The following is a 26764-nucleotide window of genomic DNA, read 5'->3' as shown; positions in this document are numbered from 1 at the left end:
GAAACGCAGGTGATTTGTTTGTCGATAATCAAAAAATATTTCGTTTTAGACAAAAACGACCAAGACGATATCACCTTGGCCTTCAAATATGGCCGCAGCTCTGCCTTGGCATGGGTGTTGATTTCACTGACAGCGTTTGCCGGCGTGATTACAGAAGTGGTGCCCGACCTTGAACATTTCCACCTGCTGGTGTCACCGCCGCTTTTAAGCTTACTGACCGCGCTTGGCGGGCTGTACAGCTACTACATTGCAGGAACTGTGTTCTTCTTTTTCTGGCAGCTCAGTCGCTGGATGCCAAACCGTCCGCGTGTCAAACGACGAACCGGCTGGCTTGAAAGTATTTGCGCGGTCATCATCATTACGTTTGTGCAAGGAGTCGTCGCTAATATTGCTGACAGTTTGATCACCAAACTGCATGTCAAAACGGTCACCGACACGGCCGAAAGTAGCGTCACCTTCCACGGCACCGCCTGGCACAAGTTCATCAGCTACGCCATCAATAATTGGTATGAGATTCCCAGTGAAGACGTGTTCCGACTGAGTCTCTTTTCACTGATTTTTGTCGCATTGTTATGGATCAAACGACCAACGCTACGCTATTGGCTTGCCTTTCTCATCACCGCATTGCTGTTTGGCGCCTGGCATTACAGCTCCTATAGCTACCACATGACAGAGGTGTTGATTGATGTCGGGCTGCCAACGTTGCTGGACGGCTGCCTGTGGTTACGGACACGGAACCTGTGGACGTTTACGGCAAGTCATCTGCTGTATGACTATTCGGGAAATTTGTGATTTATTCTATGAAAAAAGATGAGGTATCTGTGCAACAAACGAACTGGCTACTACACTTATTGTCGTTTGTTTTTGAAAGCAACAAGGTGAGCATTTCAGAAATATAATATCAATATTGCTCATTGAACAAATTATCACATGGTTGTAACCTTAAATTATAAATTAATCGTTTGGAATATCAAGAGTCTGGCGAGTGGCTACACACTTTGACCCAGCGGCAACGTACTTTTTAGCAACGTGCCTCAATGTAGATAGATATTCTCCTAAGTGTGGGCCCGCTTGGTGAGAAAATCACTGAGCGGTTTTTTTATCCAAAAAATTATTTAGGAGCAAACTCAAATGAACAATAAAAATAATGCAACTAGTGAAAATACTAATGATATTAAACAAAAATATCTTTCACTTTTGAATCAACCAAACACATTAACCAGTGAGCAATTAGACTGTCTACGCGATTTACGGCAGGCGTTCAATAATATACTAGTTCAAAGTTCCAATAATGCCACCACATCAAAGCAGGCCGCTCATGTCACACTTCATCCCAGTTACTCGCCAGAGTTAAAAAACGTCGCAATGCGTTATGAAGTTTCGACAAAACTGCTAGGCGAAGCTTTTCTGAACGGTGTTCAATACCCGGCTAACTCTTGGTCTGCTTCATTAGCACGGCAAAACGATGCGCTATCTAAAAATCGTTTGCTTGATCGTGCAGTTAGCGGAGATGAGATGGCTGCTAATTATTTGGTTGTTGGAAACAAATTTAAACAAGATTGCACGACTAGGCAAAACAACCGACTTTAAACTTTTAAAGAACATCTCGGCCCATGATTTTAGCAGAAAGTAGTTAGACAGCGCCTTGAATCCAAGCTTGCGTTGGTCAATACGCAGCGACCTACCCCGTGATCAATTTTGATGGAAACAAGCTTAAACGTCATCGGAAACTCCACGTTGTGTCAAAGAAATTATTTCGTTTTCCAGAATTAGCTCAGTAACAATCCCATCGAAAAAATAGATCATTAAATCAATGTCAAATAACTTTAAATATCAGATTCAATAATCCTAATAAACATTAATCGGTGAATGCTCATGAAAAGTATCCTCAAACAATTGTTTTTATTAATTCTGTCAACTTCGTTTATATTGATTGTTTTTTCAACCAACGCCTATGCGTTTGGAAACGGAACAATCGACTTGCCTGGTCCAAACTTAGGCAAGTATATTTATGAACAACACGAAACATTGACAGTTGATCAGTACAATCACATTGTGAGCATCAACCATCAGCTAGAGCATGCCAAGAATCCTCAAAATCTTTATGTAGTTATAGTGGACCACATTCCGCAGTATTATCAGCCGGATAGCAAGGGAGATGTTGAGCCCCCTGACATTGGACATTATTTTGGATCAAGTTTTCTCGGCCAATTTATTCCCGAATCACAAAATGAGGACTACGCGGAAACCACTAGAGCACAAAGTGCTGAAAACCGAAGTTCTCTACTAATAATTGCCACAAAAGATCATGAAGTTGGTATGGTCAGTTCTGAAATTGGATATAGTTACTTCACGGACTACCGTTTCTGGACTCTACGACTAGGACTAAATTCCAGCCTAAAGGGTTCTGGAGATGGGCAGATAAGTGCTTTGATGACACTTTTTGATCGCGTCTCAGTGAAAGAAAAGTGGATGGCAAATTCTAAATCCAGCGAAGTCAAGGAAAGCCCAACTTGGGATGACATTCAGAACCGTATTATTGATGCCTTCGTAGTTTTACTAATCATTTTACTTGCATTCCGTCTTTGGACTCATCGTGGTGGTCGAAATGGCGGAAACTTCAACACCGATGGCGGAAACGGTTATTGGGACGGTTACTATGACGGTTATTATAATGAGGAACAAAATGATCATCATAACAATTTGTTTTAATCCCTGCCATCATAAATTTTGAATGCTAGTTTAATCAAAAATGAAATAATGGAGAACCCCATGACAGATACAAAGCTCCAATTGTTAATGGAAAAAATACCAATTTCTAGTTCATCCAGCATCCTCAGAAGCGATCTAAATCACCTTATTTTTATTAACAATTTCAAATTAAATGATGTTTTGCAAATGTATCGCTATATCTCTTCAAACAATATACCCATACTAAGCGATGTTCCAAGCTCAGTCATTGAATTCCTTGAACCTGTAATTCACGGAACTTCATGGTCAGAGAACCTTCTTGCATTGATCAATTTGTTGGATAGTGGCCTAACATTAAATGATATGTATTTATTTGATGAAGAACTAGAACACCTCTGTCAGTATACGCAAAATGTTAAGGCAACAATACGTAAAAGCCTGAAATACCTCATAGCTTCCAAAAAGATAATGAAAACAAGTGCTGGTTTGTACTTTCCTATAAGCCACCAACACCAAGTTACAGCAGAAGATGAGTCAGGTTCATCGGATTTTCAAGACTTAGATTCTCTTATCTCATCACCTAATTTCCAAAATGAACTTAATCAAGCAAAAGAAGTAGCGAATTTCGAAAATAATACTGAATATCTCGAACGCTTTCAAGGATCGAGAGACACAAAATCCCTAGAGCTATTAGTTGAAGCAAATGCATCGCTGGTAAAAAAAATTGCCTTTCAATACCACAACTTTGCAAAAGTTGGATATTCCCTCGACGATATGGTCGTAGAAGGAGAAATAGGTTTACTTAAGGCAATTGAGAAATTTGATCTTTCGTTAGGCAATCAGTTTTCGACCTACGCAACCTATTGGATTCGTCAAGCAATATTGCGTGGATTGGCGAATCAATCAACCACGGTCAGACTGCCTGTCCATCTACGTAACACCATTCAGTCCATGCACAAAACGGCCAAGTTACTAACTGATGAGCTTTCAAGGTCCCCCAGCATAAGGGAATTGGCCGTAAAGATGAACGTAAGTACTAAAACTATCATTCAACTTCAAACCATTGAAAACCAGTTTAACAGCAATTTACCCAGCCTTGATAAACCAGTCCAGGGCGAGCAAGAAACAACGTTACTCAACCTGCTACCGGATCAAGATTATTCTGTCTATGACGACATTGAAAACGCAGATCTAACCGCGCAACTAGATAGGCTGCTTGCAACACTCACTTCTCGGGAATCTGAAATCATTATACAAAGATTTGGCCTCCGGAATAATGAAGCTATGACTTTAGAAGAACTCGGAAAAAAGTACGGCCTCACACGAGAAAGAATTCGTCAAATTGAAGCCAAGGCTTTAAAAAAAATGAAACGATCCAGTAGTGAAAAGTATATTGACGATTGGAAATAAAAAAGTGGAGAATATAAAATGAAAAACATCGACGAACGAATAAAGGGAATAATGAGTGAAAATGATATTCAAAAGCCTCTAGTTATTACGATTGGCTTCTCACAATCTGAACTGGACAAAAATAAAATGCTACTCCAGCCTATAGATTCTAAGTTAGATTTACTTAACCTAGTAGAGACTGTACATCGCACCTCTAAAGAATTTATACAAAGGCAAAGTGATAACGTACCTTATTTCACCGTTCGACCAGAAGAATTTAGCTTATTAGGTGACTCGATAAAACAATTCTATTCAGATCGAATTATAGTCCTCCGTAATAATCTTTATGATAAGAGTTTTCCTTACCAAAATACTCTTTCTGATGTCGATAAAGACTACAAGATATTATACCTAGATGAAGATGTTGAACCTGACAATAGTTTTAAAAACAGAATTGATTGCTTCAATAGTTTCTATGGAGGCCTAGATTACTCAGAGGACACTCATAATTATTTTGTGACCTATAGAGAAGACAAGTGGGATGATTTAGAAAGCTTTGATTATTATTCTCAATTACCAGAAATCAATATTAAAATTGAAGATGAACCTCAACAATCTCATACTATTTCACTTGACGATGTTGAAACAAATTTCTTGGATTTTCAATCACAAAAGAATTTTAAAATGCCTTTTAACTTCATCATTGAAACCAATGTGGATAATCGCTTGCCACATCACTACGCTGAACGAATCGCTATTATTAAACAGCTTCATCCTGAATTTGTGTTTTCGTTTTCAACTTCTTCAATTAAAAAACAACATATACGAAACTTAAATAAATATCGAAACATTTTGCAAAAAACCTGGCAATATGACGATTTTCGAGAATTAACAATGTATTCGAATATTGAAAAGAAAGACAAAAAAACAATTTCAATCTCCCAAGCACAAATCATCGATGATATTGTGCAGCAGGCTGAAAACGCAAAAGACGGAAAAGAGTATAGAGACATTTATATTACTGCGCCGACGGGGTCAGGAAAATCAGTCATGTTTCAGATTCCTGCCCTATATCTAGCTGACGAATTTAAAAACGATAAGCCCCTAGTAATTATAATCTCACCTTTAATTGGTCTAATGAATGACCAAGTCACTAGCATGAAACATAAAAACGTTTCTAATGCGGAAACAATAAACGGAAACACACCTCCTTACGAAAAACAAGCAATCCTTGAAAATGTTCAAACTGGCAAAACAGACATGCTTTATTTGTCCCCCGAAACACTGCAAGCGCGTTCCGATATTAAAATGTTAATTGGAACACGAAAAGTGGGAATGGTAATTGTTGATGAAGCCCATATTGTAACTACTTGGGGGAAATCATTTAGAGCTGATTACTGGTATTTAGGAATTTATTTACAGAAGTTACGAAAAATCTATCAATTTCCTATTGTGACATTTACGGCTACGGCAATTTATGGTGGTCCAGAAGACATGTATGCAGATACTAGAAATAGTTTAAATCTCGTGCGTCCCATATCATATTTTGGCCTAGTTCGTCGTAATGACATTTCTATGAATATTAAAACAAGCAAAAACGTACAAAATAATGAATATAAAGCAACAAAACAGTTACTGGCAAAGAAAAATTTGGAACGATCCGCACGCCTTCACCAAAAAACTTTGATGTATTTTCCCACCGTCAAAGGTCTTACAAGCTTTTATCATTACTTGAAAGAAAATTCTCAAAGTGTTTTTGAATTAACCGGGAGATATTTTGGCCCATTAGATAAAGCCGAAAAAGATGCAGTGCTTAATGATTTCAAGTCAGGAGAAATTCAGTTTGTTCTCGCTACAAAGGCATTCGGAATGGGTATAGATATTCCAGACATCACTAACGTTTATCATTACAATCCAACTGGTAATGTCGTCGACTATATCCAAGAAATCGGTCGAGTTGCCAGAAACCATAAATTAGTCCCACAAGGCAATGCCTATCTTGATTTTCTTCCAAACGATTTTAACGAAGTTAGGCAACTTCAGGGAATGAGTGCAATTAAAAAAGATCAGATTCAATCTGTGATGCAAAAGATTGTTTCATTGTATGAATCAAAGGGAAACAATCGTAATTTGGTAGTTAGTGCAGACGATTTTAAATATATATTTGCTGATAATATAAACGACGACTCTAACAACCTAGACAATAAAGTTAAGACAGTGTTATTAATGATTGAGAAAGATTTTTCCTCAAGTAGGAAATTAGGCTACTCTCCATTCGTTGCCAGACCCCGAAGTGTTTTTGGAAAAGAATTAATACTCGTCTCTAAAAAGACTGAAGAGACTCTTATGCACTCATCACTGAAAAACTATTTCGAATTTTATAGCACAATAGATTCAAATAATTATTCGTCTGTTCTTTCGGTTAATCTTTCACAAATTTGGGAAAAATATTATAAAAAGGATTCTTTTCCACAATTCAAATACAAAATAAATCAAGCCGATGAAGTGGCTAAAATGCAGCACGCAAATATTTTTAAATTATTCAATTTTGCCAGTGGTGTGCAATATGACTTTGATGAAAGTAATAATGCAACAATCCTTTCAAAATACAAATCTATCATGAATGAATACCAAGATTTCATCGATATTTACCAGCGGTCTGAGCGACAATTCGACGAAGACGAATTAGCTACTTTTTTGAAGCCAAGATTACAAATTCAAGATACATTTGTTGCTAAAACTCTTGCTCAAGCTTTAGTTAATGCAACTTTTGAATACCAAAAGCTAAAAAACTTTGCGAATTCAGGCACTATTCTGCGTGAAAGAAACTCAAACAAAGGAAGTAAGTTTACAGTCCGCCAGTCCGCAGATACCTTTGCGAATTTTGTAAATCAAGTTGCTAGTCGATTATATAATCCTACACAAAACTTTTCTCTTCAAACTACTAAAATGAGTCTTTTTCATTTTAAAAGTAACAAGCCATCTGATTTTGATGATGAAAAAATCGTCTTAGGACTCGGGCAAGCGTTTGGGCTAACCAATTTTATTACATTGGGAGGGTATAATCCTCAAATTTATATTCGTATCAATTCAATTTCGCCTCTCGAACAAGCAATTTCAAAAAGAAATCGTTATCGAAATTATATTCTTGAGGACGTTCGTAAGAGACACGAAATTGGTGTTGAAATGCAAAAATATTTATTCAATCATAAAATTGACACAACGAAAATCACCAGTACCTCTGAGTACGTCAAACAATACACCAATTGGTTTTGGGATAGAATTGAAGACTACTTTATGGGGGAACTACCCACAGAGGTGCAGAGTGCATTGGCTAAAAAATGATGTGGCTTAAAGATTGAAGTAAAAAGGGGGCAACACCGGATTTTTGTCATACCTCTACTAAGTAGTCAGTCGAAATATAAATTACATTGTCTGACTTGACGGAAACGAAAAGGATAAAAATAGTGCGGATCATCTGCCATGATTTCAGACAGATGATCCGCACTATTTGGATATGTGCTGTTACTTACTACTCATTACCTTGTTTCCACTTCGCATCTTTACATCAATGTAGTTAAATACCGCATGATTTTATCCGTATCCTGATTTTCCAATTCCTGAATAATATGCAAATAAGTCTTCTGTGTAGTATTCATATTTGAATGCCCCAAACGTCGCGCCACCGACCCAATAGAAACTCCCGCATAAAGCAATAGTGATGCATGAGTATGCCGTAATCCATGAACACTAATAACTGGTACACCAGCCTTTTTACAAAGTCGTTCAAGATTTTTATTTGCTGTTTCATTATAGGCATGGTGCCCATCAGCCAAGAAAATAGGTTCATCCTTGGGTTTTCCTTTTACCAGTTGTGCAAACTGCATTGCAACTTGCCAATCAAGGGGTACACGTCTAATTGACGCCTGATTTTTTGTTGGAGCAAACGAACCATTTTCACTTTTATAATCCCATGTTTTAGTGACATTAAGCGATAAACGCCTGAAATCAAAATCATTCGGCGTAAGGCCCAGTGCTTCGGAAAACCGTAAACCAGTTTTGGCAATTAACAAGAAAAAGTAATCCCAGCTAACCTCTTTACCGAATTCAAGTTGAGCTAATAACTTGGTTAATTCCTGCTGATTGAGGAATTTCGGCTTGTGATTTCGACTAACAGTTCCTTTAATAACAACTTTATAGGTTGGATCCCTTTGAATATAGCCGTCCTCAACAGCGTCTCGAATAGCGGATTTAATCTGATGGTGAAAATCTAAACACGTTTGTCGTTCATGTGTTTCGGCAAACGTATTAAGTAGTTCTTGATAATTTCGACGATTTAATTCTGATAATTTTAAATTTGGAACAAGTGAACGAATGTGCTTCAAAGTCATTTCATACTTTTGATACGTAATTGGACGAACAGCATCCTTCTTGTACAATTCCATCCAGTCCTTGAAGTATGTGCTAAGTTTTAACGACGTTGATTTCAACATATTATCCCCTCCAAAAATAAAGTGACGTACCCGAAATTGGGTACGCCACTATTTTGACAAGGTATTGCCGATTAAACAAACATATTCTGTAATAATGTCTTTTTTACTTTCTTGAGAAGATCAACTTTACGCTGGTTTACAGCTATCAGATTATCAAATGATCTAAGCATATTAACAATTTTCTTTTGTTCGGAAACCTTAGGCTTAAAGAATACAAACTTTCCAAGTGTCGCTGCTGATATACCAAAGACTTTAAGCCCTGTCCCAGATCTGTACGCAAAATGTCGAAAACTTTTTGTATTTAAGTAAAAGTACATAAAAGGACTAAAAACTGTCGCACTTCTCAGTGCAATTGTATGAAGCCCAGCAACTATATTTCTTTGGTCTGTGTCAATCACTACAGGCTTAGCCAATTCTAAATAGTCTTCCGAAGCGTCTGCAACGACTAAATCATTCTTTTTTAAAAGAACATAGTCGCCATTATGAATATGAGGGAGGGGAGTGTCGTTTTCTACAAATCCTGGAAGTCCTGTATGAATATCACCGTAGTGAATATACTCCGTTTGAGATTCCGGCACTTCGTGTATACGTGGCAAAGAATATGATTTGATCTTTTTGAATTCTGGAAAGAGAGTACGCTTCTGCCAAGCGTCTGTATATCCGGCAAATCTCCACGTCTGATCAAAAATATTTTGAAGCAGCGATTTTTTTGCTATTTTTAGCAAATCAACTTTACGCTGGTTTACAGTAATAAATGATTGAATGTTTTTAACCAAGGAACCTATAGCTATTTGTTCATCAAAACTGAGAGGAATAGTTAACGTAAGGTTTTCTAACTCTCTTTTAGAAATATGCGGTTGTGCAGACCCTACATGGTTTCTTTTCATGAATGTGGCAATTACCTGACTGTGCAACTGAGCATTCAAATATTCATTAGAAAATAAACTTAGATGTATTGGGCGCAATATCAACATTGCCGAATTAATTCTAACTGATTTGTACTGATTAAATTGTTTGCTAGAATAATAGGCTACGTGTCCAAGGGTTCCACGGGAAGTTAAAACAAAGTCATGATCCTGTAATTTGCCACTTCTTAAACGAGCATTTTTAGCATCTGAAATGAACTTTTCCTGATCGAAGTTAAAACCATTTTTTTTTACATTTCCAGTATCTAAAAATAAATTGGAACCTTCATCAAAGAAATCTGAGTCATGAGGATACTCTTTTCCACGATCACCATCAATAACTGAAAAAACATTTTTGAACTTACGCTTCTGCCAATCGTCTGTGAATCCTTCAAACCGAAAACGCGGTGTCTGATTTTCTGCCATTATTAGACACCCCCTTACTTCAAGGCTTCGATGAGAGCCGCTAAATCCTTCGCTGCGGCATCATCTTTGCCAACAAGTTTTTCTAAGTCTGCTACCACCTGCGCCTGTAAATCATTGCTTTCTTTCTCAGCAGCCAAGTAATCGTCTTTTAAAGCCACCACATCAACAGGTGGTTCTTCTTCAAACGTATCTACATATCTAGGAATATTTAAATTATATTCGTTGTCTTCAACTTCCTTCAAAGTGGCAACGTGCGCGTACTTTTCAACATCTTTGCGATCAAAATAAGTCTTGGCGATTTTATTGATATCTTCGGCTCTAAGTCGATTTTGATTCTTATCCTTTTCAAAATCACTCGAAGCGTCAATAAACATAATATCCCGGCTTGCTTTATTCTTTTTAAAGACCAGAACCGTTGTCGGAATGCTGGTTCCATAAAACAGGTTGGCAGGAAGGCCAATAACACCATCCAGGTAATTCTTTTTAATGAGCGCCTCACGAATTTTTCCTTCTGCTGCGCCTCGGAACAAAACGCCATGCGGTAGTACGATAGCCATTGTTCCTTGTTCGTTTAAATGATAGAGGCTGTGTAGCACAAATGCATAGTCCGCCTTCGAAGAAGGCGCTAGTTTACCATAATCACTGAAGCGAGGATCTTTTAACTTTCGCTCATTGTTATCCCAGTCAGCCGAATATGGTGGATTTGCTACCACGGCATCAAACATACGTGGGTGATCAATACCTTGCGAATCCGGACCATCAGGCCAATCAACTTCCAACGTGTCGGCATTATTCAATGACATATTCGAGTATTCGACACCTCGCATCATCAAATTCATTCGTGCAAGGTTATACGTCGTGGTACTTAGCTCCTGACCATAGAAGCTAACTGCTCCTTCACGTTTCCCACCTGGGAGTTCTTGTTGAACTGTTAACAGAAGTGATCCTGAACCCATGGTCGGATCATAGACAGAAAATTGTTCATTATCCGGAACTTCAACCCCGTGAGTAACCAGTTTTGCTAAAACCTGAGAAACTTCATGTGGCGTGTAAAACTCGCCACCTTTTTTACCTGCATTGGCGGCAAACTGGCCAATTAAGTATTCGTAAATATCACCTAAAATGTCATGACCACTTTCGTCGGTATAGCTGATTTCGTTAACCAGAGTAACGACTTTGTTCAAAGATTTGGCACGTGAAGTCGTGGTATTACCGAGTCTTGAATCACCCAGATTAACGTCATCAAATACACCACGAAAATCACTGGCGGCATCGCGATTTAATTCAGAATTGCTATTAAAATCATCGAAAATTGTTTGATAATCACTTGGTGCTACTTCGCCGTTCATGACCTTGCCGACTAGCGTTGCCCAAGTATCCTCAGGTTTAATTGCATAACCGAGACGCTGAGAAATATCTTCAAGGTAGTCAGCAACACCATCTACCTCTGTAGCCTTAAGATAAGCATCATTAATCGTTTCACCGTTAGCCTCATCAATATCAAAAATTTCAGAGTCTTGTAAGTATTTTTCTTGGTTTTCAGATAAGAATCGATAGAACATAAACGCTAAAATATAGTTTTTATATTCGCTGGCGTCCATACTACCCCGTAATTCATTAGCCATAGCCCATAATTTTGATTCTATTTGTTGTATCGTTTGTACGTCTTCTGACATTTTCTAAACCTCATTTAACTGATCTGCAAGTGTTTTAATAGCTTCTCGTAATTGATTCCTGTATTTGATCTTGCTCAGTGACGCAACTTCACTATCCGCCAATGTTTTATAGTGTTCACTACCATCTCTCAGTAACGTTGACAATTGACCAGACCGATCAAGATCATCGGCACCCTCTGCATGAGTTAGCAACCATGAGCTCATTTCGGAACCTTTAATATCGTCCACAATTCCCCACTTGACCCTAAAATCTTGTAGTTGGTGATCGATTGACCGCTGATGAGCACGATCGATCAGTGCTGAACTTTCATCAGGTGAAACAGGATAATTATCGGCAATAAGGTCTCCACTAATGGCTTGCTCAATGAAAGTCGTAATTTTCTTAGCCATGACTCTGTCGTCCATTGATTTAGCAAAATCCAAAATTTGATTTTTTGTCGACAGCACTTTAACGTGCTCTTCTTCGTTGACCTGGTTCATCAAATCAGATACTAATTCATCGAGGTAATCATAATTGACCTCAACATCTTTAATGTGTTCCATTCTTAAATCAAGCTCCAGTTGACTAACGTGTCGAATTTTGGCAATCTTTTCTTTCAGTTCATTTGCCAGCGCATGTGTTAATGTTTTCTCTTCATCAGGTGACATTCCAACAGCTTTCACTAGTTCTTCCGGTTCGTCGTAATCAAATCCTTCACCATCAGACTGTGGATCATACTGCTTCAATTTAGCGATACCTGCGTTATATTCTCGCATCAATTTATACGTTTCTTCTTGCTTTGCTTCGCTGGGAGAAATTTGAACAAAATCATCAGTTAAGTCACGTAACTTTGACACAGTCTTTTTCACATCTGTCAGTTGATCTTCAAATGGTTTTGCTAAAACACCGTCGCCCGTATTTCTATCTCGCTGCTCATCCTCAGATAATCTTGCTGAGTCTTTATTAGCATATATGGCTAAGGCCTTGTTCATTAGCGCTTCGTTTTGTACAGGCCACCTATAATTAACAATGCGTCCAAACGGTTTCGTTTCACGATTTTCAATTCGATTTGTTCGTGAATATGCCTGAATTAAACCTGCATCATGCAAAGTTCTATCTACATACAGCGTATTCATCTGTGGTGCATCAAATCCGGTTAAAAGCTGGTCAACGACAATCACGATATCCAAAAACTGACCATCATCTGCGGTCCGGTTTAATCTACTAGTTACATCTGCTGTATATCCAGTGACGTCGTCCAATCCAAAGGATTTGTCAAAAGTATCATTATAGTCATTAATTGCTTCAATTAGATCGTCATTTGTCGCAATCATAGTATCGGAATTACTTGTGTTGGCACTAAACGTGATTCCAACTTTCAATGTTGGCTGGCCTTCGATTGCCCGGAGAGAGTTAACGCGTTTGAATTCTCTATAATACTTCATGGCCATTGGTGTGCTGGCCTTTCCACCGCCGACGTGAGTTGTAAACAAGGCATTGTACATACCATCATTTGAACGATTTCGCCAGTTTTTAAAAATATCTTCTACGACCAACTTAATATGCTGATCGTTATTGTCATAAAAACTAGGTTCTATGCTGTCGTCAATATCTTCAGGCGTTAAGTGAGCAATCTTAGTTTTAATCTGAGCTTCTGTCCACTCGGGATAGCGTTCACTGTAGAAAGCTGGTAAATACTCATTTTCCATTTGTTCCTGAGAGATCGTTGTTTGAAAATCGACTTTAAATCCTAATACGTTGCCATCCGCAATAGCTTCACGAATTGTATAGGTATGCAGTGGCTGCCCAAAAATATCTTCTGTACGTAGCCCCTTTGTCGTATCGTCGAACATTGGCGTTCCAGTATAGCCGACCCACGCAGCACGCTTAAACTTATTTTGAATCTTATGAAAATTGTCACCTGCTGTGGAACGGTGTGCTTCATCAACAATGAATACAATGTTCTTATCAGGTGCTTGATACCGTTCATTCTTTGCCAAAATTCCCAGTTTCTGAACACTCGTGACAATGATGCCATTAGCGTCACTCTTCAATTGCCGGCGCAATGCGCCTACGTTAGCTGTATCGCTGACAACGCCATTAATCTCTGAATTGCCAGTCTCGTTTTCTGGGTCATATGCGCGATAATTGTCTGCCGTTTGCGACGTTAATGCGATTCGGTCAACCACAAACACAACCTTATCAACATTAGGCAGCTTACTGGCCAACCACGCGGCCTTAAAGGAGCTTATCGTTTTCCCAGAACCAGTTGTGTGCCATACATAACCAATCTTATTGTTCTCGTTATTTTTACCGGCATAACTAAAATCATGCTTCTTAATCTCTTCAATGACACGACGCGTGGCGTACACCTGATATGGGCGCATAACCTTTAACATCTGCTTGTTTTTAGTGCCATCTAAAATCATATAATTTGTAGCCATTTGATGCGCCATTGGAATTGACAGCATGCTGTTGGCAAATGTTTTCCAATCCCGTACAGGCTTATTCGTATCCTTGTCCTGCCATTTGAATGCAAAGTTCTTGTTGAACATGCCGGCAGTCGTATTCGCCATATACCGAACGTCATTTGGTGTAATGGCTACCAAAATTTGCAAAGTTGAATAAATATCCCGGTATTGTTGTTCGTCAATATACTGATTCATCTGATTTAAAGCTTCATTTACGTCATTTGTGTCCGATTTCTCTTCTATTTGAATAATCGGCAAACCATTGATCAAAAGTGTCACATCGAAGCGGCGGCGCGGACGACCAGCCTGAACTGGATCACGTTCAATTTGATTAACAATCTGGTAAACCGTGTTACCAGCGCCTACTTGCTTCTGATCAAATACAATTAAATACACATGACGACCAGAGTCGGTATCAATTTCAATCTCAGATTTCCCGTTTAACCCGTATAAAAATTGGCCCGCCTGATATGGCGTGTGTATATTATTTATGATCTTTTTGACTTGATTAAACTCAGTGTCCGATAGAGGGCCATCTAACCGCTCCTGGTTGTTCTGCTGCAGGATGCGGCGAAAGTTTTCCCACAATTCATCGGTTGTCTTTATAGAAGGTTCATACTTCCACTGTTTTACCCCACCGATTCGTTGCAAATACTCTACTAATTCATTTTCAAAGTGAAGCTCTCCGGCCATGCTATTACTCCGTTTCTAGGTGTTTACACTATTACCAAACACCTTAATTATGCACTATGATGAATACTTCTCAAACGTTTTTTTGAATATTTGCAACATTGCAATTCTGAATACTTGGCAGAAGCGTAGTCTGAGTGAAATTGCTTCAATCATAATGGGTCAATCTCCTTCAAGCAAGAATTATACGACTGATACAAACGACTCGATATTAGTTCAAGGTAATGCTGATCTGCATCTAGGCCAAATTGTTCCCAGAGTGTGGACCAAACAGATAACTAAAATGGCTCGATCAAATGCTCTCATCTTGACAGTTCGTGCACCGGTGGGACAAGTAGCCATTACAAATTCTTGCGTTGTTTTAGGCCGTGGAGTCGCAGGCATAACCGGTCCTGCAATATTGTATTATGTTTTCCAATACTTAAACACTTCTCATTATTGGGAAAGAGTTAGTAGTGGTTCCACCTTTGATGCTATAAATTCGAATGACTTAGAAAACATTCCTGTAACTTTGCCAAATTCAGTGGAACAAGACAAAATTTTTATTGCTTTAAAAAAGATAGACAATCTGATAGCTGTAAACCAGCGTAATTTACAGTATGTAAAATTATGCAAAATTCAATTCAAAGATCATCAAATTTTGCCAACAGAACGATGCTTTTCAACTTAAAAATCCTGATTACATGGCAGAAGCGTAGGTTGGGCGATGCTCTCAACTATGAGCAGCCGACAAAATACCTCGTTAAGAATACTGACTACAACAAAAGTTTCAAAACTCCAGTTTTAACGGCTGGCAAGACATTTATCTTAGGCTACACGAATGAGGTTAATGGAATTAGGAAGGCGAGCAAAGACAATCCAGTTATAATATTCGACGATTTTACGACTGGCTCACATTTTGTAACCTTTTCGTTTAAGGTAAAGAGCTCAGCTATAAAGATTTTAAATAAAACCATTTCAACTGATAGTATTTATTTTCTGTACTTTGTTTTGCAAAACATAAAGTTTATTCCTACTAGTCATGAAAGACATTGGATATCTATCTTTTCAGAATTTGATGTTGATTTGCCTCAAAATTCAGAACAAAGAGACATTGGCAGATTATTTCAAAAACTAGATAAACTCATTACTGTAAACCAGCATCGGTGGCAATAAATTATGTATAATATTTCACTTTTAGATTAAAATTTGCTCAAAAAAGTCAGACCTTGCTTTTTTTAACACAACTAGGTCTGACTCCATTTTCAATTCAGTTTGTAAAACGATATATTGAACAATATCAACAAGTTTGACTTTAAATTTTTTTGTAAATTCTAATGCCTTTTCTACTCTTATCCTCTTGATACTGAAAGACACCTATAAATTTGGGCCCATCCTCAAATCGTCCCCAAACTAGCCTTTTTTCCCCAACATCGATTTTTAACTCTGATCCTGACTTTAATAAAACATCTTCATTAGTCTCTCGAATCTCCTGAGCACTTTCATCCCATTCATTAAGCCACTGTCCATGTAGTTTATTATCCAACCAAGGCATCCAAATTTTGTACGTTGAGTTTGGTAATGATGCATAGACCTGTCCAATTGGATTTTTTAACCTAATGCTAAAAACTTGAGCGATTTTTTCAAATTCTGTCATTGATGTAACTCCTCATATTATTTTTCACTTTACCCTACTCAAAATAAAAAGAACCCAGCTCAAATGTTTCAATTCTGTTCAAAAATAATTGATACTTTTCCACCAAGTCCACAATATCCTCTATATCTAGCAACGTTATTGGCGTGCTTTTTGAGGGATCTTTGGCTTCCCTTTGTGCCGAATCTGAAAAGTAGTTGGTCGCAATTAAAATACCATACTCCGTACCATTTTGAATTGCCCCACGAAAATCACGAACTGCGTTATCACCTACTTGATGATTGTACCGTTTCGATTGAATGGCTACCCGAATTGTTCGAAAGCCATCAGTTTTAAAGTAAGCATAGCCGTCTATCCCGCCGTCTCGCGATTTTTGAATTCCTAGACTATCATCTATTTCTGCACCCATCTCTTTAATTAAGCGACGGCTGAATTTTTCAAATTGATATGGATTCATAACCCCTAACTGAGCTTTTAGTTGATCTTTCCAAGTTTCAGTTTCATCAGGAAGCTCTGAAGCAGAATCTTCGCTTTCTTTTGATTCTTTCTTTTCAACCTCTTGAATTGAGTCTTTATTCTTCTTTTTCTCTGCCTGAATTTCATCCAACAGCGGCTGTGAAATTTTTCGAACTTTCTCCCCACTGAGCTTGCTGACATCTGCCTTCAATCCTTTGTCCGTCAAAACGTAAGGTTTCATTCGTTCATCAATCAGGTAGCCTGCCAGTGCTAAATGCCTCGCCGCCCATGATATTGTAAAAGTAAACGGAATATAGGTGCCGCCCCTTTTAGGGGCGGGCTTTGCATACCATAGAACATCGTCGGTAATTCTCTTGTCAAACTTAGGCAGCTGATTACGTGCTTCTTTTTTATTCAACTTCCCACCAGCATCCTGAAGGGCAGCAACTAATGCCTTCATGACAATATTTTCTCTCGCTACACTGTCTGTATAGCCCGGAACTTTAAAATCACTCTTCATTACATGTTCACCTTTTCCATTTTTCTACTAATTCATTCTATCTTTTGTCGCTCTATATTGAAACAAAGTTATAAGCGTTCACAACAATTAGAGACTAATGGATAACCCGCTGATATCACTTGATTATTTAATGATTCACCATTTACTTGAAACATCTTAATCTCCAAATTTGACCAAAATCATAGGGTAAAATAAAATTTGTGATCTTTTATTGAAGTAAATGGACATCTATACTTTCTCGATCATTTTTTAAAATTAATATGGTATATCAAATGCAAAAAACAGGGAAATTTTACGACTGCTAGTAAAATCTTCCTGTTTGGCTTTTAGTACTCTGTTATTTTAAGGTTTGTTTAATCAATCGCGCCACATTCTCCGCAGTATTCGTCAAATTTTCCTTCGCATGGGCAACCGCGGTCGGTAAATCCTCAACCCCAGGCAGTATCCCCATCACAACGTCAATCCCGAGGTCATACAGCTGATCAATGCCCTTCCCAACATTACCGGCTAAAGCGATAACCGTCACATGGTCGCTCACGCTATGAGCAGCTTGTGCCGTACCCATCGGCGTCTTCCCATACTGGGTCTGGAAATCGATGCCGCCTTCACCAGTGAAGACGAAGTCAGCGTCTTTAGCACGTTCTTTCAACTTAGTCATTTGAACGACAATCTCAACGCCCTTTTCCATCTTGGCGTTGGTAAAGGCGAGCAGTCCAGCGCCCAAACCGCCAGCAGCTCCGGCACCAGGGTAATCGGCCAAGTCGACACCAAGCGTCACCTTCAATACATTAGCGTAATGCGCTAAATTTGCATCCAACTGTTTTACCATCTCAGGTGTGGCACCTTTCTGAGGACCAAACACAGCGGCGGAACCAGTTTTACCAACCAGCGGATTCGTAACGTCAGAAGCAATTCGAATATGGGCGTTCTTAAGCAGTGGATTCATGCCACTGACATCAATAGTCGCCAAGTCAGCTAATCCACCGCCGCCACGCTTAACTGGCTCCCCAGAGGCATCTAAGAACTTGGCACCTAACGCCTCGGCCATCCCCGCACCGCCATCTGTGGTCGCACTGCCACCAATACCGATGATAATTTCAGTAGCGCCACGTTGCAACGCATCCGCAATCAGCTGACCGGTGCCGTAAGTCGTGGTAATCAGTGGGTTCTTTGTTTCGTCGTTAACAAACTGAATACCGCTGGCGGCTGCCATTTCAATCACAGCTGTTTGGCCATCGCCCAAGATGCCATACTCAGCAGGAACGGTCTCTTGCAGTGGATTCAGAACGTCAATCGTCCTGAACGTGCCATGCGTTGCATCGACCAGCGATTGGACAGTGCCCTCGCCGCCATCGGCCATGGGCACGTTTTCGTAGTCGGCATCTGGGAAAATCCGTTTGATACCGGTCTCGATTGCATCTGCTGCTTCCTTGGCAGTGAGGCTTCCTTTAAATGAGTCTGGTGCAATCACAAATTTCATTTTGTTGTCCTCCTAGAGTAAGAACCCATACATAAGCGTGCCGACAATGGTCATCGTCAGACCAACGGCTGTTTCATACGGAACAGACTTCATCCGCGCCTTCAGATCCATATTCATCGCGTTGGCGGTGACGTGGAAGTAGTTTCCTTGTGGCAGGTGGTCAATCACCGTTGCACCGGTATGAACCATCACAGCGGCTGCCAGTGGCACGGTTCCGAAGGCCAGAATGGCTTTGCCAAACGAACCGGTCGCGAGAATGACACCGGTTGAGGTCGAAGCTGTTGCAGCAGCCATCAGAATTCCGGCGATTGGTGCCAAGAACGTGCCAGAGATACCAGAAATCTTGATCAAATGAACGATAACGGCTGGCAAAGTTGAGGCGGTAATCAGACCCCCAATAGCACCGGCACCAATCAAGATAAGCACAACATCAGTCATTCGATCCATACCTGACTTAGTGTAGGCAAGAATCTGTCGACCTTGATGCATGGCAAACATCCCCAGCACTCCAGCCAACGGTAGAATGTACATCGCGTCAACCTGGAACTTCTGCAGGACAGCGATGTGCAAAATGCTGCCGATTGGATTAATCAGCAACAAGATAACCGCCACAAGTGGCGCAACGATGGCAGACCGAAACGATGGCAAATTATCTGGATCAGGCGTCGCACCCGTGTCTTGATTTGCTTCAACATCCGCCATGCTGGCAATGTCGCCATGATTCTTCAAAACGGTCGCCAGCAAAACGGCCATTGCAAGACCAAACAACGCTGGCACAAAGTCCGCTACCATCACAGAACTCAGTTGCAAATGGAAGCCACGCGCAGCCGCAATCGTGTTCGGATTGGGCGAAATGATGTTACCAGCTTTACCGCCGCCAGACAGGGCAACCAGTAGCGCCAGTTTGGAAATCTTCATGCGGCTACCAACTTCAAGCGCAATCGGTGCGACAATCAACACAGCAACTGGGATAAAGACACCAACCGCTGTGATAATCATCGTTGATAAGGCGAGCGAGAATATCGCCAGCCCCTCACCAAGTTTGTTCACAATCGTCTTGGCAATCGTGTTAGCGGCGCCAGATTCCATCATGACACCAGCCAGCACACCAGCAGCCAACACGCGCACCACCGTCCCCATCACACTTTGGGTTCCGGCGACCACAATATTCACCGTTTGAACCAAGTTGGCACCTCCGATAATGGCGCCGACAATCGTCCCCAATAATAACGAGTACACTGGGTTGAGTTTACGTAAAATCAAAATAATGGCTAAAGCTAACCCAACCAGCGCACCGATCCAACTCACCGTTACGTTTACCACAGTACATCCCTCCAAATAGATTACTAACTTTACGGTATACTTTACGTTAAAGCGGTTACATAAAACAGTATCAAACTGCCAAAAATGTTGTGTGAATTTGGTCACTTTGCATATTCATTCACAATACTTAGATGTCTTAAGATAACTATAGGGAACTAGCGCTAATCAAACGCTGTTAATCGGGGTGATTTAAATGAAGCTTGAGCCAGCTCTTGCACAGTCAATCGTAGATAAGATGATGAAACAGATTCCTTACAATATCAATATGATGGATGAAACCGGCACCATCATCGCTAGTGGTGATAAAAAGCGAATTGGATCACTCCATCGCGGCGCCGTTGAAGCAATTAGCTCGGGCCAGTCATTACCAATGGCCGAATCATATGGCGAACACGGTCAACCTGGCGTCAATTCACCGGTTGTGTTTAATCACCAAATTATTGGCGTCATCGGGATTACTGGCGATCCGGAGAAAGTTACACCATTGGCATCTTTATTGAGCACTGCAACGGAACTGTTGATTTCTCAAGCGCAAACGGACGCCATTCGTCAGGAACACACCTCCCGTCTAAATCGTTTCCTACATCAGTGGATTCAAACGAAAACCATCATTTCTAAAAGTTCATCCTTGTACTTGGAAGCTGAACAATTGGGTATCCATGTTGAACAACCAAGAGTAGCCCTAGCCCTGCACGCCACCCACCTGCCGCAAATTCCCATGGATACTGCGGATTACTTACTTCAGTTGAGTGACAACACCAGCCTCGTTTTAACTGCCTACGACACAACGATTAAACGGTTAACTAGTTTCGCCAAGGACAACCATATTGCCATTGGGATCGGCACCAAAACGAACCTTATTAAAACGACGGTCAATCAGGCCTTACAGGTCATTGATATTCAAACAAAACTAGCCGATCCGAGCCTAATTTCGTTTGAACAGGTTCAGTTTATCAGCGCAATCGCCAATAGTAAATTGATTATCCCCGATACCCTTGAACGACTGCGCAACGCTACCATTGACGGTGATCAGGGAGAGCTTTTCAAAACACTGGATGCATTTATCGATGCTAACGGCAATTTAGTACACGCAGCCACTAACCTGCACATTCATCGCAACACGCTTAGCTACCAGCTGAACAAAATTCACGAAGAAACGGGACTGAATCCACGGAACTTTAAGGATCTTGTGGAACTTTATATTGGCAGTTTGCTGATTAAGCTTAATAGTTAGAAACCTTTTTAGTTAAACTTCCACAAATAGTATTTTTGTTAATTTAGATTCAATTAGAAAAACTTAAGATTCAGTCTACTTACCTCGTGACGTCTCGATAAAAATGGCTTACAATTCTAGAGTTATCATTTCTAAATAAGAAACGGAAAGGCTGAATTCAATGTCTGAATCTACTAATAAACTCTACGGTACTGTACTCATTCGTGCCAAAGAAATTCTCGATTACTTATTGAACTCTGAAACCGCCCCTACGCTTAAGGAAATAAGCGATGGGATTGGCATGACAAAACCAACAACGTTAAAGATTTTAACTACACTGGAAGCACTAAAATTTGTGACACGAGATGAAAACACTAAAGCCTACTTTTTAGATGTATCATTGCTTGCCTATGGTGAAAAGGCATCTGAAGAATTTGATATTCGATCAATTGTGACGCCAACGTTATCTCGCCTTCGCGATAGTACAGGCGAAACGATTAATTTAGGTATCGTCAATGACAATGAAATTGTGCTTCTAGACAAATTTGAAAGTCCACAAAGCATCTTTTTAAAATCTAGAATTGGTGGTCGAATGAATATGTATTCATCTTCGATGGGAAAAGCCATCTTGTCAGCCTATTCAGATACAGAAATGGCTGATTATCTTGATCACACCGATCTAAAAAAAGTCACACCGAACACTATCACAACCTCTGATGCATTAATTGCCGATTTACAGACTACTAAAGGACGTGGCTATTCTGTTGACGATGAAGAAAATGAAGTTGATATCTTTTGCGTCGGTTTTGTTATTACTAAATATCAAAAAATTTATGGTGCCTTCAGTATCACGGCTCCAAAATTTCGCATGGGCTCTGAAAAGCGAAAAAAGATAGTTCAACTCGCTAAGGCAGCTCAAAAAGAAATCATAGATAAAATATAAAATGCACCGAATATGAAAAAGACCAGACCTCCTTCTATTTTGAAGGCGATTTGGTCTTTTTTGTATAGATTCAAAAATCAATTAATTGATTGAACTTTCCGAATTTGTAATCTTACTATCTTTTTTGCTAGAAACGCCCTGTTCATCGACAATCTTGCGACGGTTATAAATCATCAATAACACAGCGCAGATAGCTAAGATACCAGCACCAATACCGGCTAGATTATTCGTGAAGAAATAAGTAATCCATGCCAAGGGACTTGCTGCAAAGTCGATACTTGCAACTGAAGTTGTCCCTACTGGAATCAAATTCTTTTGGACTAGTTTTACAGCCGCAGTAAAAATAGCTGCTAAACTCGTGGCCGAAAGAACACCTACAACTAGTGAAATCAAGCCGGTTAGAAAAGTTCGTAACACATTGCCATGAGTGTAAGGAAGTACAAGTGGAAATAGGTAAATCAAGCCAGACAAGCTGGCTAGGGGCAGAAATTCATTTCCAGGAATAATGATCGACAAGAATAAGATCATTGGCACAAGGAGTAATGACACCACTAAAGTTGTTGGATGTCCAATCACTAACGCAGGCGTCATCCCGATGTTAAATGAACGACCCTTGAAATGTTTAGAAATAAGCTCCTGCGATCGTTTTGAAATTGGACTTAGTCCTTCAATAAACAATGAAGTGATTCGCGGAATCAATACCATAACGGCACTTAGGATAATTCCCAACTGCAAAGTTTTTGCAACTGGATATCGTGCTAGAAATCCCAATAAAATGCCAATAACTACACCTAGGAAAATAGGATCCCCCATGATACCGAACCTTTTTTTCATTTTGTCGGCATCTAAATCAACCTTATTCAATCCGGGAATATGTTCTACAATCCAATCCGTCACAATAGCAAATGGAATGAATGAAACACAAAATGCTTGTGGAATCGAGATACCCTCAAGATCTTTACCATAAAATGATTCGACAGCTTTTTGAGATCGGTCCGCCCCGACCAAGGTAACAATAAATACGGAGATAGCAGCAAAAATTCCCCACCAGAAACTCTTTGTTGCAATGGACACAATCGATCCAATAAATGCAAAGTGCCAATAGTTCCAAAGATCGATATTAAGTGTCTTAGTAGTCTTAGTCAGCAACATTAACACGTTGATGCCCAGTCCCAATGGAATGATAATGGCACCAACTTTTGTACCAAATGCTACTGCAGAAGCCGCTGGCCATCCAATATCCAACGTGTGTAAATGTAGATGATATAACTTGACCATCTGATTAACAGCGGGCCCAAGATTAGTCGCCAATAATTGCGTAATCACGTTTAAGCCAACAAACCCAACACCAACAGATAGTCCGGCCTTGAGTGACTTTCCAAGGCCCATTCCGAGTAGCAACCCAAAAATAAGAAATATGATTGGCATCATAACACTAGCCCCAAGGGACATGATGTAATTAATAACTTGCATTGTAATTAAGTCCTTTCGTTTCTTTAATAAAAGTGCGAAATTTTGGGATTTCTTATAAAGAAATGCTAGTTCTTAAAACGAAATTACAATCATAGTATAGAAGGTCACACGTTCCTTTTGCAAGCCTTTTCAAAAAATATAATACTATTTCGTTGATTCCTTGACTTGCTGTCTAAGTAGCCAATCTACTATGCCTCGCAGAAGTGTATAGTAGATTTCCCGTCTACTTTTAAAATACAGAATTGACTAATTTGCACACCTTATATGCATCTTAAAAGCGCGAGTATACGGCGATCTACGCATTACTATCAGTGATTTCCCACTTGGTTCGAACTATATTTGTAACATTATGCTGACTTAAAAAATGCTGTAAAACGTGAAAAAATACGGTTTGTTAAAAATAACTATTGCAATATTTTCAAAAACGCATTATTGTGATTGTGGGATTTCTAAATAGAAAACACTATTTCTTATAAGGAAATATTAAAATGGAGGATTCTAAACATGACACAATCACAAAATGAAATTGACGAGATCACGGCAGCACTCAATAAATTTAAAATGGATTGGTTTAGCTTAAGCGGAAAAGTAGCACTCATCACAGGCGGAAATACCGGCTTGGGACAGGGTTACGCAGTTGCATTGGCAGAGGCTGGAGCAGACATTTTTATTGCCACCCACGGCACAGATGGATGGGATGCAACTCGTGACCTTATTGAAAAACGCGGTCATAAGGTTGAATTTTTAGATACAGATCTTACACAGCCTGGCATTGCCGACAAAGTTGTTGAAAAAGTCATCAACACATTTGGCCATTTAGATATCTTAATCAATAACGCTGGCATGATTAAGCGAAATCCTATTTTAGAATCCAAGGACAAGGACTGGGACAAGGTCATTTCAATCAATCTTTCTGCCGTTTACCACTTATCTTTAGCCGCTTCGAAGGTTTTTGCTAAACAGAAATCAGGAAAAATTATTAACATTGGCTCCATGCTATCCTTCCAAGGAGGAAAGTTTATTCCTTCGTACACTGCAGCTAAACATGGTGTTGCCGGACTAACTAAGGCTTTTGCCAGCGAAATGGCCGCTTATAATGTTCAAGTTAATGCAATTGCCCCTGGGTATATTAAGACTGCAAACACTGCACCCATTCGTGCCGATGAAAAACGTAACGCAGAGATTCTTGGTCGTATTGCCGCTGGTCATTGGGGCGAACCTTTCGAATTAATGGGGATTGCCGTTTATCTTTCCAGTGACGCTGCAAATTACATCAATGGTGCAGTAATTCCAGTAGATGGTGGTTACTTAGTTCGTTAGAAATAAATATTTCAATCTTTTGCTGGAGTGATTTGATAATGAGTGAATTTCTTACAATTGGAGAGCCAATGGTCGTTTTAGCATCCCAGGATATCAATCAAGAGCTAGCGGACGTTAGTCATTTCAATCGCTTTTTGGCCGGGGCCGAATTAAATGTTGCCACCGGTGTTCGACGTTTAGGACACTCCACCAGTTTTGTTTCGGCAATTGGCAATGACCCTTTTGGTCAATACATCCTTGATGCCATTCGTTTATCAGGAATTGACACAACACACATTAAAATAAATTCTAAACTATGGACTGGATTCTACTTAAAACAGCGCGTTAGCCATGGCGACCCACAAACGTACTATTTCAGAAAAAATTCAGCCGCCGCCAACTATGACAAAGAGAACTTAGCACATGTTGATTTAACTGATACCAGAATCACACATATCAGTGGCATATTTGCAGCTCTATCACCGCAATCATTAGCCGCAACTAAGGAATTAATCGCTAAAGTCGAAAATGAGAACTGTGTCATAACGTTCGATCCCAATCTTCGCCCTTCCCTGTGGCAATCAGAGAACACTATGATAGCTACGACTAATGAATTAGCAAAACATGGAACAGTTGTTATGCCAGGCATCCATGAAGGACAAATACTAATGGGATCAGACGACCCAGTGGACATCGCTAATTTTTACCTAAATCAGAGTTCAATTACGCAAACGGTCGTTGTTAAGCTTGGTCCTGATGGAGCATTCGTCAAAGAAAGAAACAGACCTGCATACACCGTTGCCGGATTTCACGTAAACAGTGTTATTGATACAGTTGGTGCGGGTGATGGCTTTGCAGTGGGCATCATTTCAGCGCTATTAGAGGGCAAAGAAATTAAAGAGGCTGTGAAACGAGCATGTGCAATAGGTGCATTAGCAGTGGAATCGCGTGGAGATAACGATGGGTATCCGACGAGAAATGAATTAAAGAGATTCTATGAAAAGAATAATAGACAAGTGGGAGAAAAAATATGAAGCGTGAAAAACTACTAAAGAAACTGACAGAGGTAGGTGTTGTTTCGGTCGTTCGCGCTGAAACCGCAGAAAAAGCAGTTAAAATTGCAGACGCAGTCATTGCCGGTGGTGTTCGAGGAATAGAACTAACTTACACTGTCCCTCATGCAGATACAGTAATCGGTAAACTAGTTGAAAAGCATGGTGTCGATGCTCTTATTGGTGCTGGAACAGTGCTTGATGCAGCTTCGGCTCGGCTCGCTATTATAGCAGGAGCTCAGTTTATAGTCAGTCCAACATTTGATACTGACGTAGCAAAAATGTGCAACCTATATCAAATTCCGTACGTGCCAGGTATATTCACACCAACCGAAGCGCAAACAGCCTTGCAGTATGGATCAGAGGTTGTCAAACTATTTCCTGGTGCATTAGCCACACCAATGGCAATTTCCGAATTCAAAGGACCGTTTCCGTATCTTAATGTAATGCCTTCTGGAGGTGTTAACACTGATAATTTGAAGGATTGGATTAAAGCGGGGGCTGTTGTTGTTGGGGCGGGTGGAGGCCTTGTTGGCCCAGCAAAAAATGATGACTATGACGCTGTTACTGCAAATGCCGAAGCTTATATGCATGCTTACACTGAAGCAACAAACAACGATAAAAACGCTATAACAGTTTAATACCAGCCAT

At 39.9% G+C, this 26764-nt stretch carries 21 protein-coding genes; 12 read left to right on the top strand and 9 right to left on the bottom strand.

What is annotated here, in order from left to right:
* The first annotated feature begins 18 nt into the window (after positions 1-18).
* From GB993_RS08565 to GB993_RS08545, 5 genes are all read left to right on the top strand, one after another.
* Entirely contained in the window at positions 19-792 is a 774-nt protein-coding gene (locus GB993_RS08565) for a CPBP family intramembrane glutamic endopeptidase (protein WP_161003936.1), read from the top strand.
* A gap of 339 nt (positions 793-1131) precedes the next feature.
* Entirely contained in the window at positions 1132-1590 is a 459-nt protein-coding gene (locus tag GB993_RS08560) for a hypothetical protein (RefSeq protein WP_161003935.1), read from the top strand.
* A gap of 285 nt (positions 1591-1875) precedes the next feature.
* Complete coding sequence (locus tag GB993_RS08555; protein ID WP_161003934.1) at positions 1876-2712, top strand: hypothetical protein; 837 nt, start codon at positions 1876-1878, stop codon at positions 2710-2712.
* Positions 2713-2772: 60 nt separating this feature from the next.
* A complete protein-coding gene (locus GB993_RS08550; protein ID WP_161003933.1) occupies positions 2773-4101 on the top strand; it encodes a sigma-70 family RNA polymerase sigma factor in 1329 nt (442 codons plus the stop codon).
* A gap of 18 nt (positions 4102-4119) precedes the next feature.
* Complete coding sequence (locus GB993_RS08545; RefSeq protein ID WP_238331634.1) at positions 4120-7425, top strand: DEAD/DEAH box helicase; 3306 nt, start codon at positions 4120-4122, stop codon at positions 7423-7425.
* A 218-nt stretch (positions 7426-7643) separates the two neighbouring features.
* Here the strand turns inward: GB993_RS08545 and GB993_RS08540 are convergent, their stop codons facing one another.
* The 4 genes from GB993_RS08540 to GB993_RS08525 form a co-directional block, all read right to left on the bottom strand.
* Positions 7644-8570: a site-specific integrase gene (locus tag GB993_RS08540; RefSeq protein WP_431188881.1), complete on the bottom strand. Its 927-nt coding sequence runs from the start codon at positions 8568-8570 to the stop codon at positions 7644-7646.
* A gap of 74 nt (positions 8571-8644) precedes the next feature.
* On the bottom strand, positions 8645-9904 hold the full coding sequence (locus GB993_RS08535) for a restriction endonuclease subunit S (protein WP_161003931.1): 1260 nt from the start codon (positions 9902-9904) through the stop codon (positions 8645-8647).
* 14 nt (positions 9905-9918) lie between these two features.
* On the bottom strand, positions 9919-11580 hold the full coding sequence (locus GB993_RS08530; RefSeq protein WP_161003930.1) for a type I restriction-modification system subunit M: 1662 nt from the start codon (positions 11578-11580) through the stop codon (positions 9919-9921).
* A gap of 3 nt (positions 11581-11583) precedes the next feature.
* A complete protein-coding gene (locus GB993_RS08525) occupies positions 11584-14724 on the bottom strand; it encodes a type I restriction endonuclease subunit R (protein ID WP_161003929.1) in 3141 nt (1046 codons plus the stop codon).
* A gap of 49 nt (positions 14725-14773) precedes the next feature.
* Between GB993_RS08525 and GB993_RS13265 the strand changes: the two genes are divergently transcribed.
* A complete protein-coding gene (locus GB993_RS13265) occupies positions 14774-15391 on the top strand; it encodes a restriction endonuclease subunit S (RefSeq protein ID WP_161003928.1) in 618 nt (205 codons plus the stop codon).
* Positions 15331-15876 carry a restriction endonuclease subunit S gene (locus GB993_RS08515; RefSeq protein WP_238331633.1) on the top strand — a complete coding sequence of 182 codons (546 nt, stop codon included), beginning with the start codon at positions 15331-15333 and terminating at the stop codon, positions 15874-15876. The genes GB993_RS13265 and GB993_RS08515 overlap by 61 nt, the downstream gene beginning before the upstream one ends.
* Before the next feature lie 139 nt (positions 15877-16015).
* On the opposite strand, the gene GB993_RS08510 is transcribed toward GB993_RS08515, so the two are convergent.
* The 4 genes from GB993_RS08510 to GB993_RS08495 form a co-directional block, all read right to left on the bottom strand.
* A complete protein-coding gene (locus tag GB993_RS08510) occupies positions 16016-16357 on the bottom strand; it encodes a hypothetical protein (RefSeq protein WP_161003927.1) in 342 nt (113 codons plus the stop codon).
* A 34-nt stretch (positions 16358-16391) separates the two neighbouring features.
* Entirely contained in the window at positions 16392-17330 is a 939-nt protein-coding gene (locus GB993_RS08505) for a restriction endonuclease (protein WP_161003926.1), read from the bottom strand.
* Between the two features lie 337 nt (positions 17331-17667).
* Complete coding sequence (locus GB993_RS08500; protein ID WP_161003925.1) at positions 17668-18810, bottom strand: glycerate kinase family protein; 1143 nt, start codon at positions 18808-18810, stop codon at positions 17668-17670.
* A gap of 12 nt (positions 18811-18822) precedes the next feature.
* Positions 18823-20133 (bottom strand): GntP family permease, encoded by a 1311-nt coding sequence (locus GB993_RS08495; RefSeq protein WP_161003924.1) that lies wholly within the window; start codon positions 20131-20133, stop codon positions 18823-18825.
* Between the two features lie 193 nt (positions 20134-20326).
* Between GB993_RS08495 and GB993_RS08490 the strand changes: the two genes are divergently transcribed.
* Together GB993_RS08490 and GB993_RS08485 are read left to right on the top strand one after the other, a co-directional pair.
* Complete coding sequence (locus tag GB993_RS08490; protein ID WP_161003923.1) at positions 20327-21367, top strand: CdaR family transcriptional regulator; 1041 nt, start codon at positions 20327-20329, stop codon at positions 21365-21367.
* A gap of 160 nt (positions 21368-21527) precedes the next feature.
* Positions 21528-22289, top strand: a complete 762-nt coding sequence (locus tag GB993_RS08485; RefSeq protein WP_161003922.1) for an IclR family transcriptional regulator — start codon at positions 21528-21530, stop codon at positions 22287-22289.
* An 81-nt stretch (positions 22290-22370) separates the two neighbouring features.
* On the opposite strand, the gene GB993_RS08480 is transcribed toward GB993_RS08485, so the two are convergent.
* Positions 22371-23762, bottom strand: a complete 1392-nt coding sequence (locus tag GB993_RS08480) for a PTS galactitol transporter subunit IIC (protein ID WP_161003921.1) — start codon at positions 23760-23762, stop codon at positions 22371-22373.
* Between the two features lie 504 nt (positions 23763-24266).
* Between GB993_RS08480 and kduD the strand changes: the two genes are divergently transcribed.
* From kduD to GB993_RS08465, 3 genes are read left to right on the top strand one after another with little or no spacing between them, the layout of a single operon-like run.
* A complete protein-coding gene (kduD, locus tag GB993_RS08475) occupies positions 24267-25082 on the top strand; it encodes a 2-dehydro-3-deoxy-D-gluconate 5-dehydrogenase KduD (RefSeq protein ID WP_162854085.1) in 816 nt (271 codons plus the stop codon).
* A 38-nt stretch (positions 25083-25120) separates the two neighbouring features.
* Positions 25121-26095, top strand: coding sequence for a sugar kinase (locus GB993_RS08470; RefSeq protein ID WP_161003920.1), 975 nt, complete (start codon positions 25121-25123; stop codon positions 26093-26095).
* Positions 26092-26754, top strand: coding sequence for a bifunctional 2-keto-4-hydroxyglutarate aldolase/2-keto-3-deoxy-6-phosphogluconate aldolase (locus GB993_RS08465; protein ID WP_161003919.1), 663 nt, complete (start codon positions 26092-26094; stop codon positions 26752-26754). The genes GB993_RS08470 and GB993_RS08465 overlap by 4 nt, the downstream gene beginning before the upstream one ends.
* The last annotated feature ends 10 nt before the right edge of the window (positions 26755-26764 follow it).

It is taken from the genome of Furfurilactobacillus milii (assembly GCF_009864005.1).
Lineage (GTDB): Bacteria > Bacillota > Bacilli > Lactobacillales > Lactobacillaceae > Furfurilactobacillus > Furfurilactobacillus rossiae_B.
The sequence above is the reverse complement of the archived record's forward strand: the minus strand, read 5'-3'. Positions and strand labels throughout refer to the sequence as shown.

What these genes read in the sequence shown, in the direction of transcription:
- GB993_RS08560 (WP_161003935.1), top strand. Translation starts at nt 1,132, where the DNA reads ATGAACAATAAAAATAATGCAACTAGTGAAAATACTAATGATATTAAA.
- GB993_RS08555 (WP_161003934.1), top strand. Translation starts at nt 1,876, where the DNA reads ATGAAAAGTATCCTCAAACAATTGTTTTTATTAATTCTGTCAACTTCG.
- GB993_RS08550 (WP_161003933.1), top strand. Translation starts at nt 2,773, where the DNA reads ATGACAGATACAAAGCTCCAATTGTTAATGGAAAAAATACCAATTTCT.
- GB993_RS08545 (WP_238331634.1), top strand. Translation starts at nt 4,120, where the DNA reads ATGAAAAACATCGACGAACGAATAAAGGGAATAATGAGTGAAAATGAT.
- GB993_RS08535 (WP_161003931.1), bottom strand. Translation starts at nt 9,904, where the DNA reads ATGGCAGAAAATCAGACACCGCGTTTTCGGTTTGAAGGATTCACAGAC.
- GB993_RS08530 (WP_161003930.1), bottom strand. Translation starts at nt 11,580, where the DNA reads ATGTCAGAAGACGTACAAACGATACAACAAATAGAATCAAAATTATGG.
- GB993_RS08525 (WP_161003929.1), bottom strand. Translation starts at nt 14,724, where the DNA reads ATGGCCGGAGAGCTTCACTTTGAAAATGAATTAGTAGAGTATTTGCAA.
- GB993_RS13265 (WP_161003928.1), top strand. Translation starts at nt 14,774, where the DNA reads ATGCACTATGATGAATACTTCTCAAACGTTTTTTTGAATATTTGCAAC.
- GB993_RS08515 (WP_238331633.1), top strand. Translation starts at nt 15,331, where the DNA reads ATGCAAAATTCAATTCAAAGATCATCAAATTTTGCCAACAGAACGATG.
- GB993_RS08510 (WP_161003927.1), bottom strand. Translation starts at nt 16,357, where the DNA reads ATGACAGAATTTGAAAAAATCGCTCAAGTTTTTAGCATTAGGTTAAAA.
- GB993_RS08505 (WP_161003926.1), bottom strand. Translation starts at nt 17,330, where the DNA reads ATGAAGAGTGATTTTAAAGTTCCGGGCTATACAGACAGTGTAGCGAGA.
- GB993_RS08500 (WP_161003925.1), bottom strand. Translation starts at nt 18,810, where the DNA reads ATGAAATTTGTGATTGCACCAGACTCATTTAAAGGAAGCCTCACTGCC.
- GB993_RS08490 (WP_161003923.1), top strand. Translation starts at nt 20,327, where the DNA reads ATGAAGCTTGAGCCAGCTCTTGCACAGTCAATCGTAGATAAGATGATG.
- GB993_RS08485 (WP_161003922.1), top strand. Translation starts at nt 21,528, where the DNA reads ATGTCTGAATCTACTAATAAACTCTACGGTACTGTACTCATTCGTGCC.
- GB993_RS08480 (WP_161003921.1), bottom strand. Translation starts at nt 23,762, where the DNA reads ATGCAAGTTATTAATTACATCATGTCCCTTGGGGCTAGTGTTATGATG.
- kduD (WP_162854085.1), top strand. Translation starts at nt 24,267, where the DNA reads ATGACACAATCACAAAATGAAATTGACGAGATCACGGCAGCACTCAAT.
- GB993_RS08470 (WP_161003920.1), top strand. Translation starts at nt 25,121, where the DNA reads ATGAGTGAATTTCTTACAATTGGAGAGCCAATGGTCGTTTTAGCATCC.
- GB993_RS08465 (WP_161003919.1), top strand. Translation starts at nt 26,092, where the DNA reads ATGAAGCGTGAAAAACTACTAAAGAAACTGACAGAGGTAGGTGTTGTT.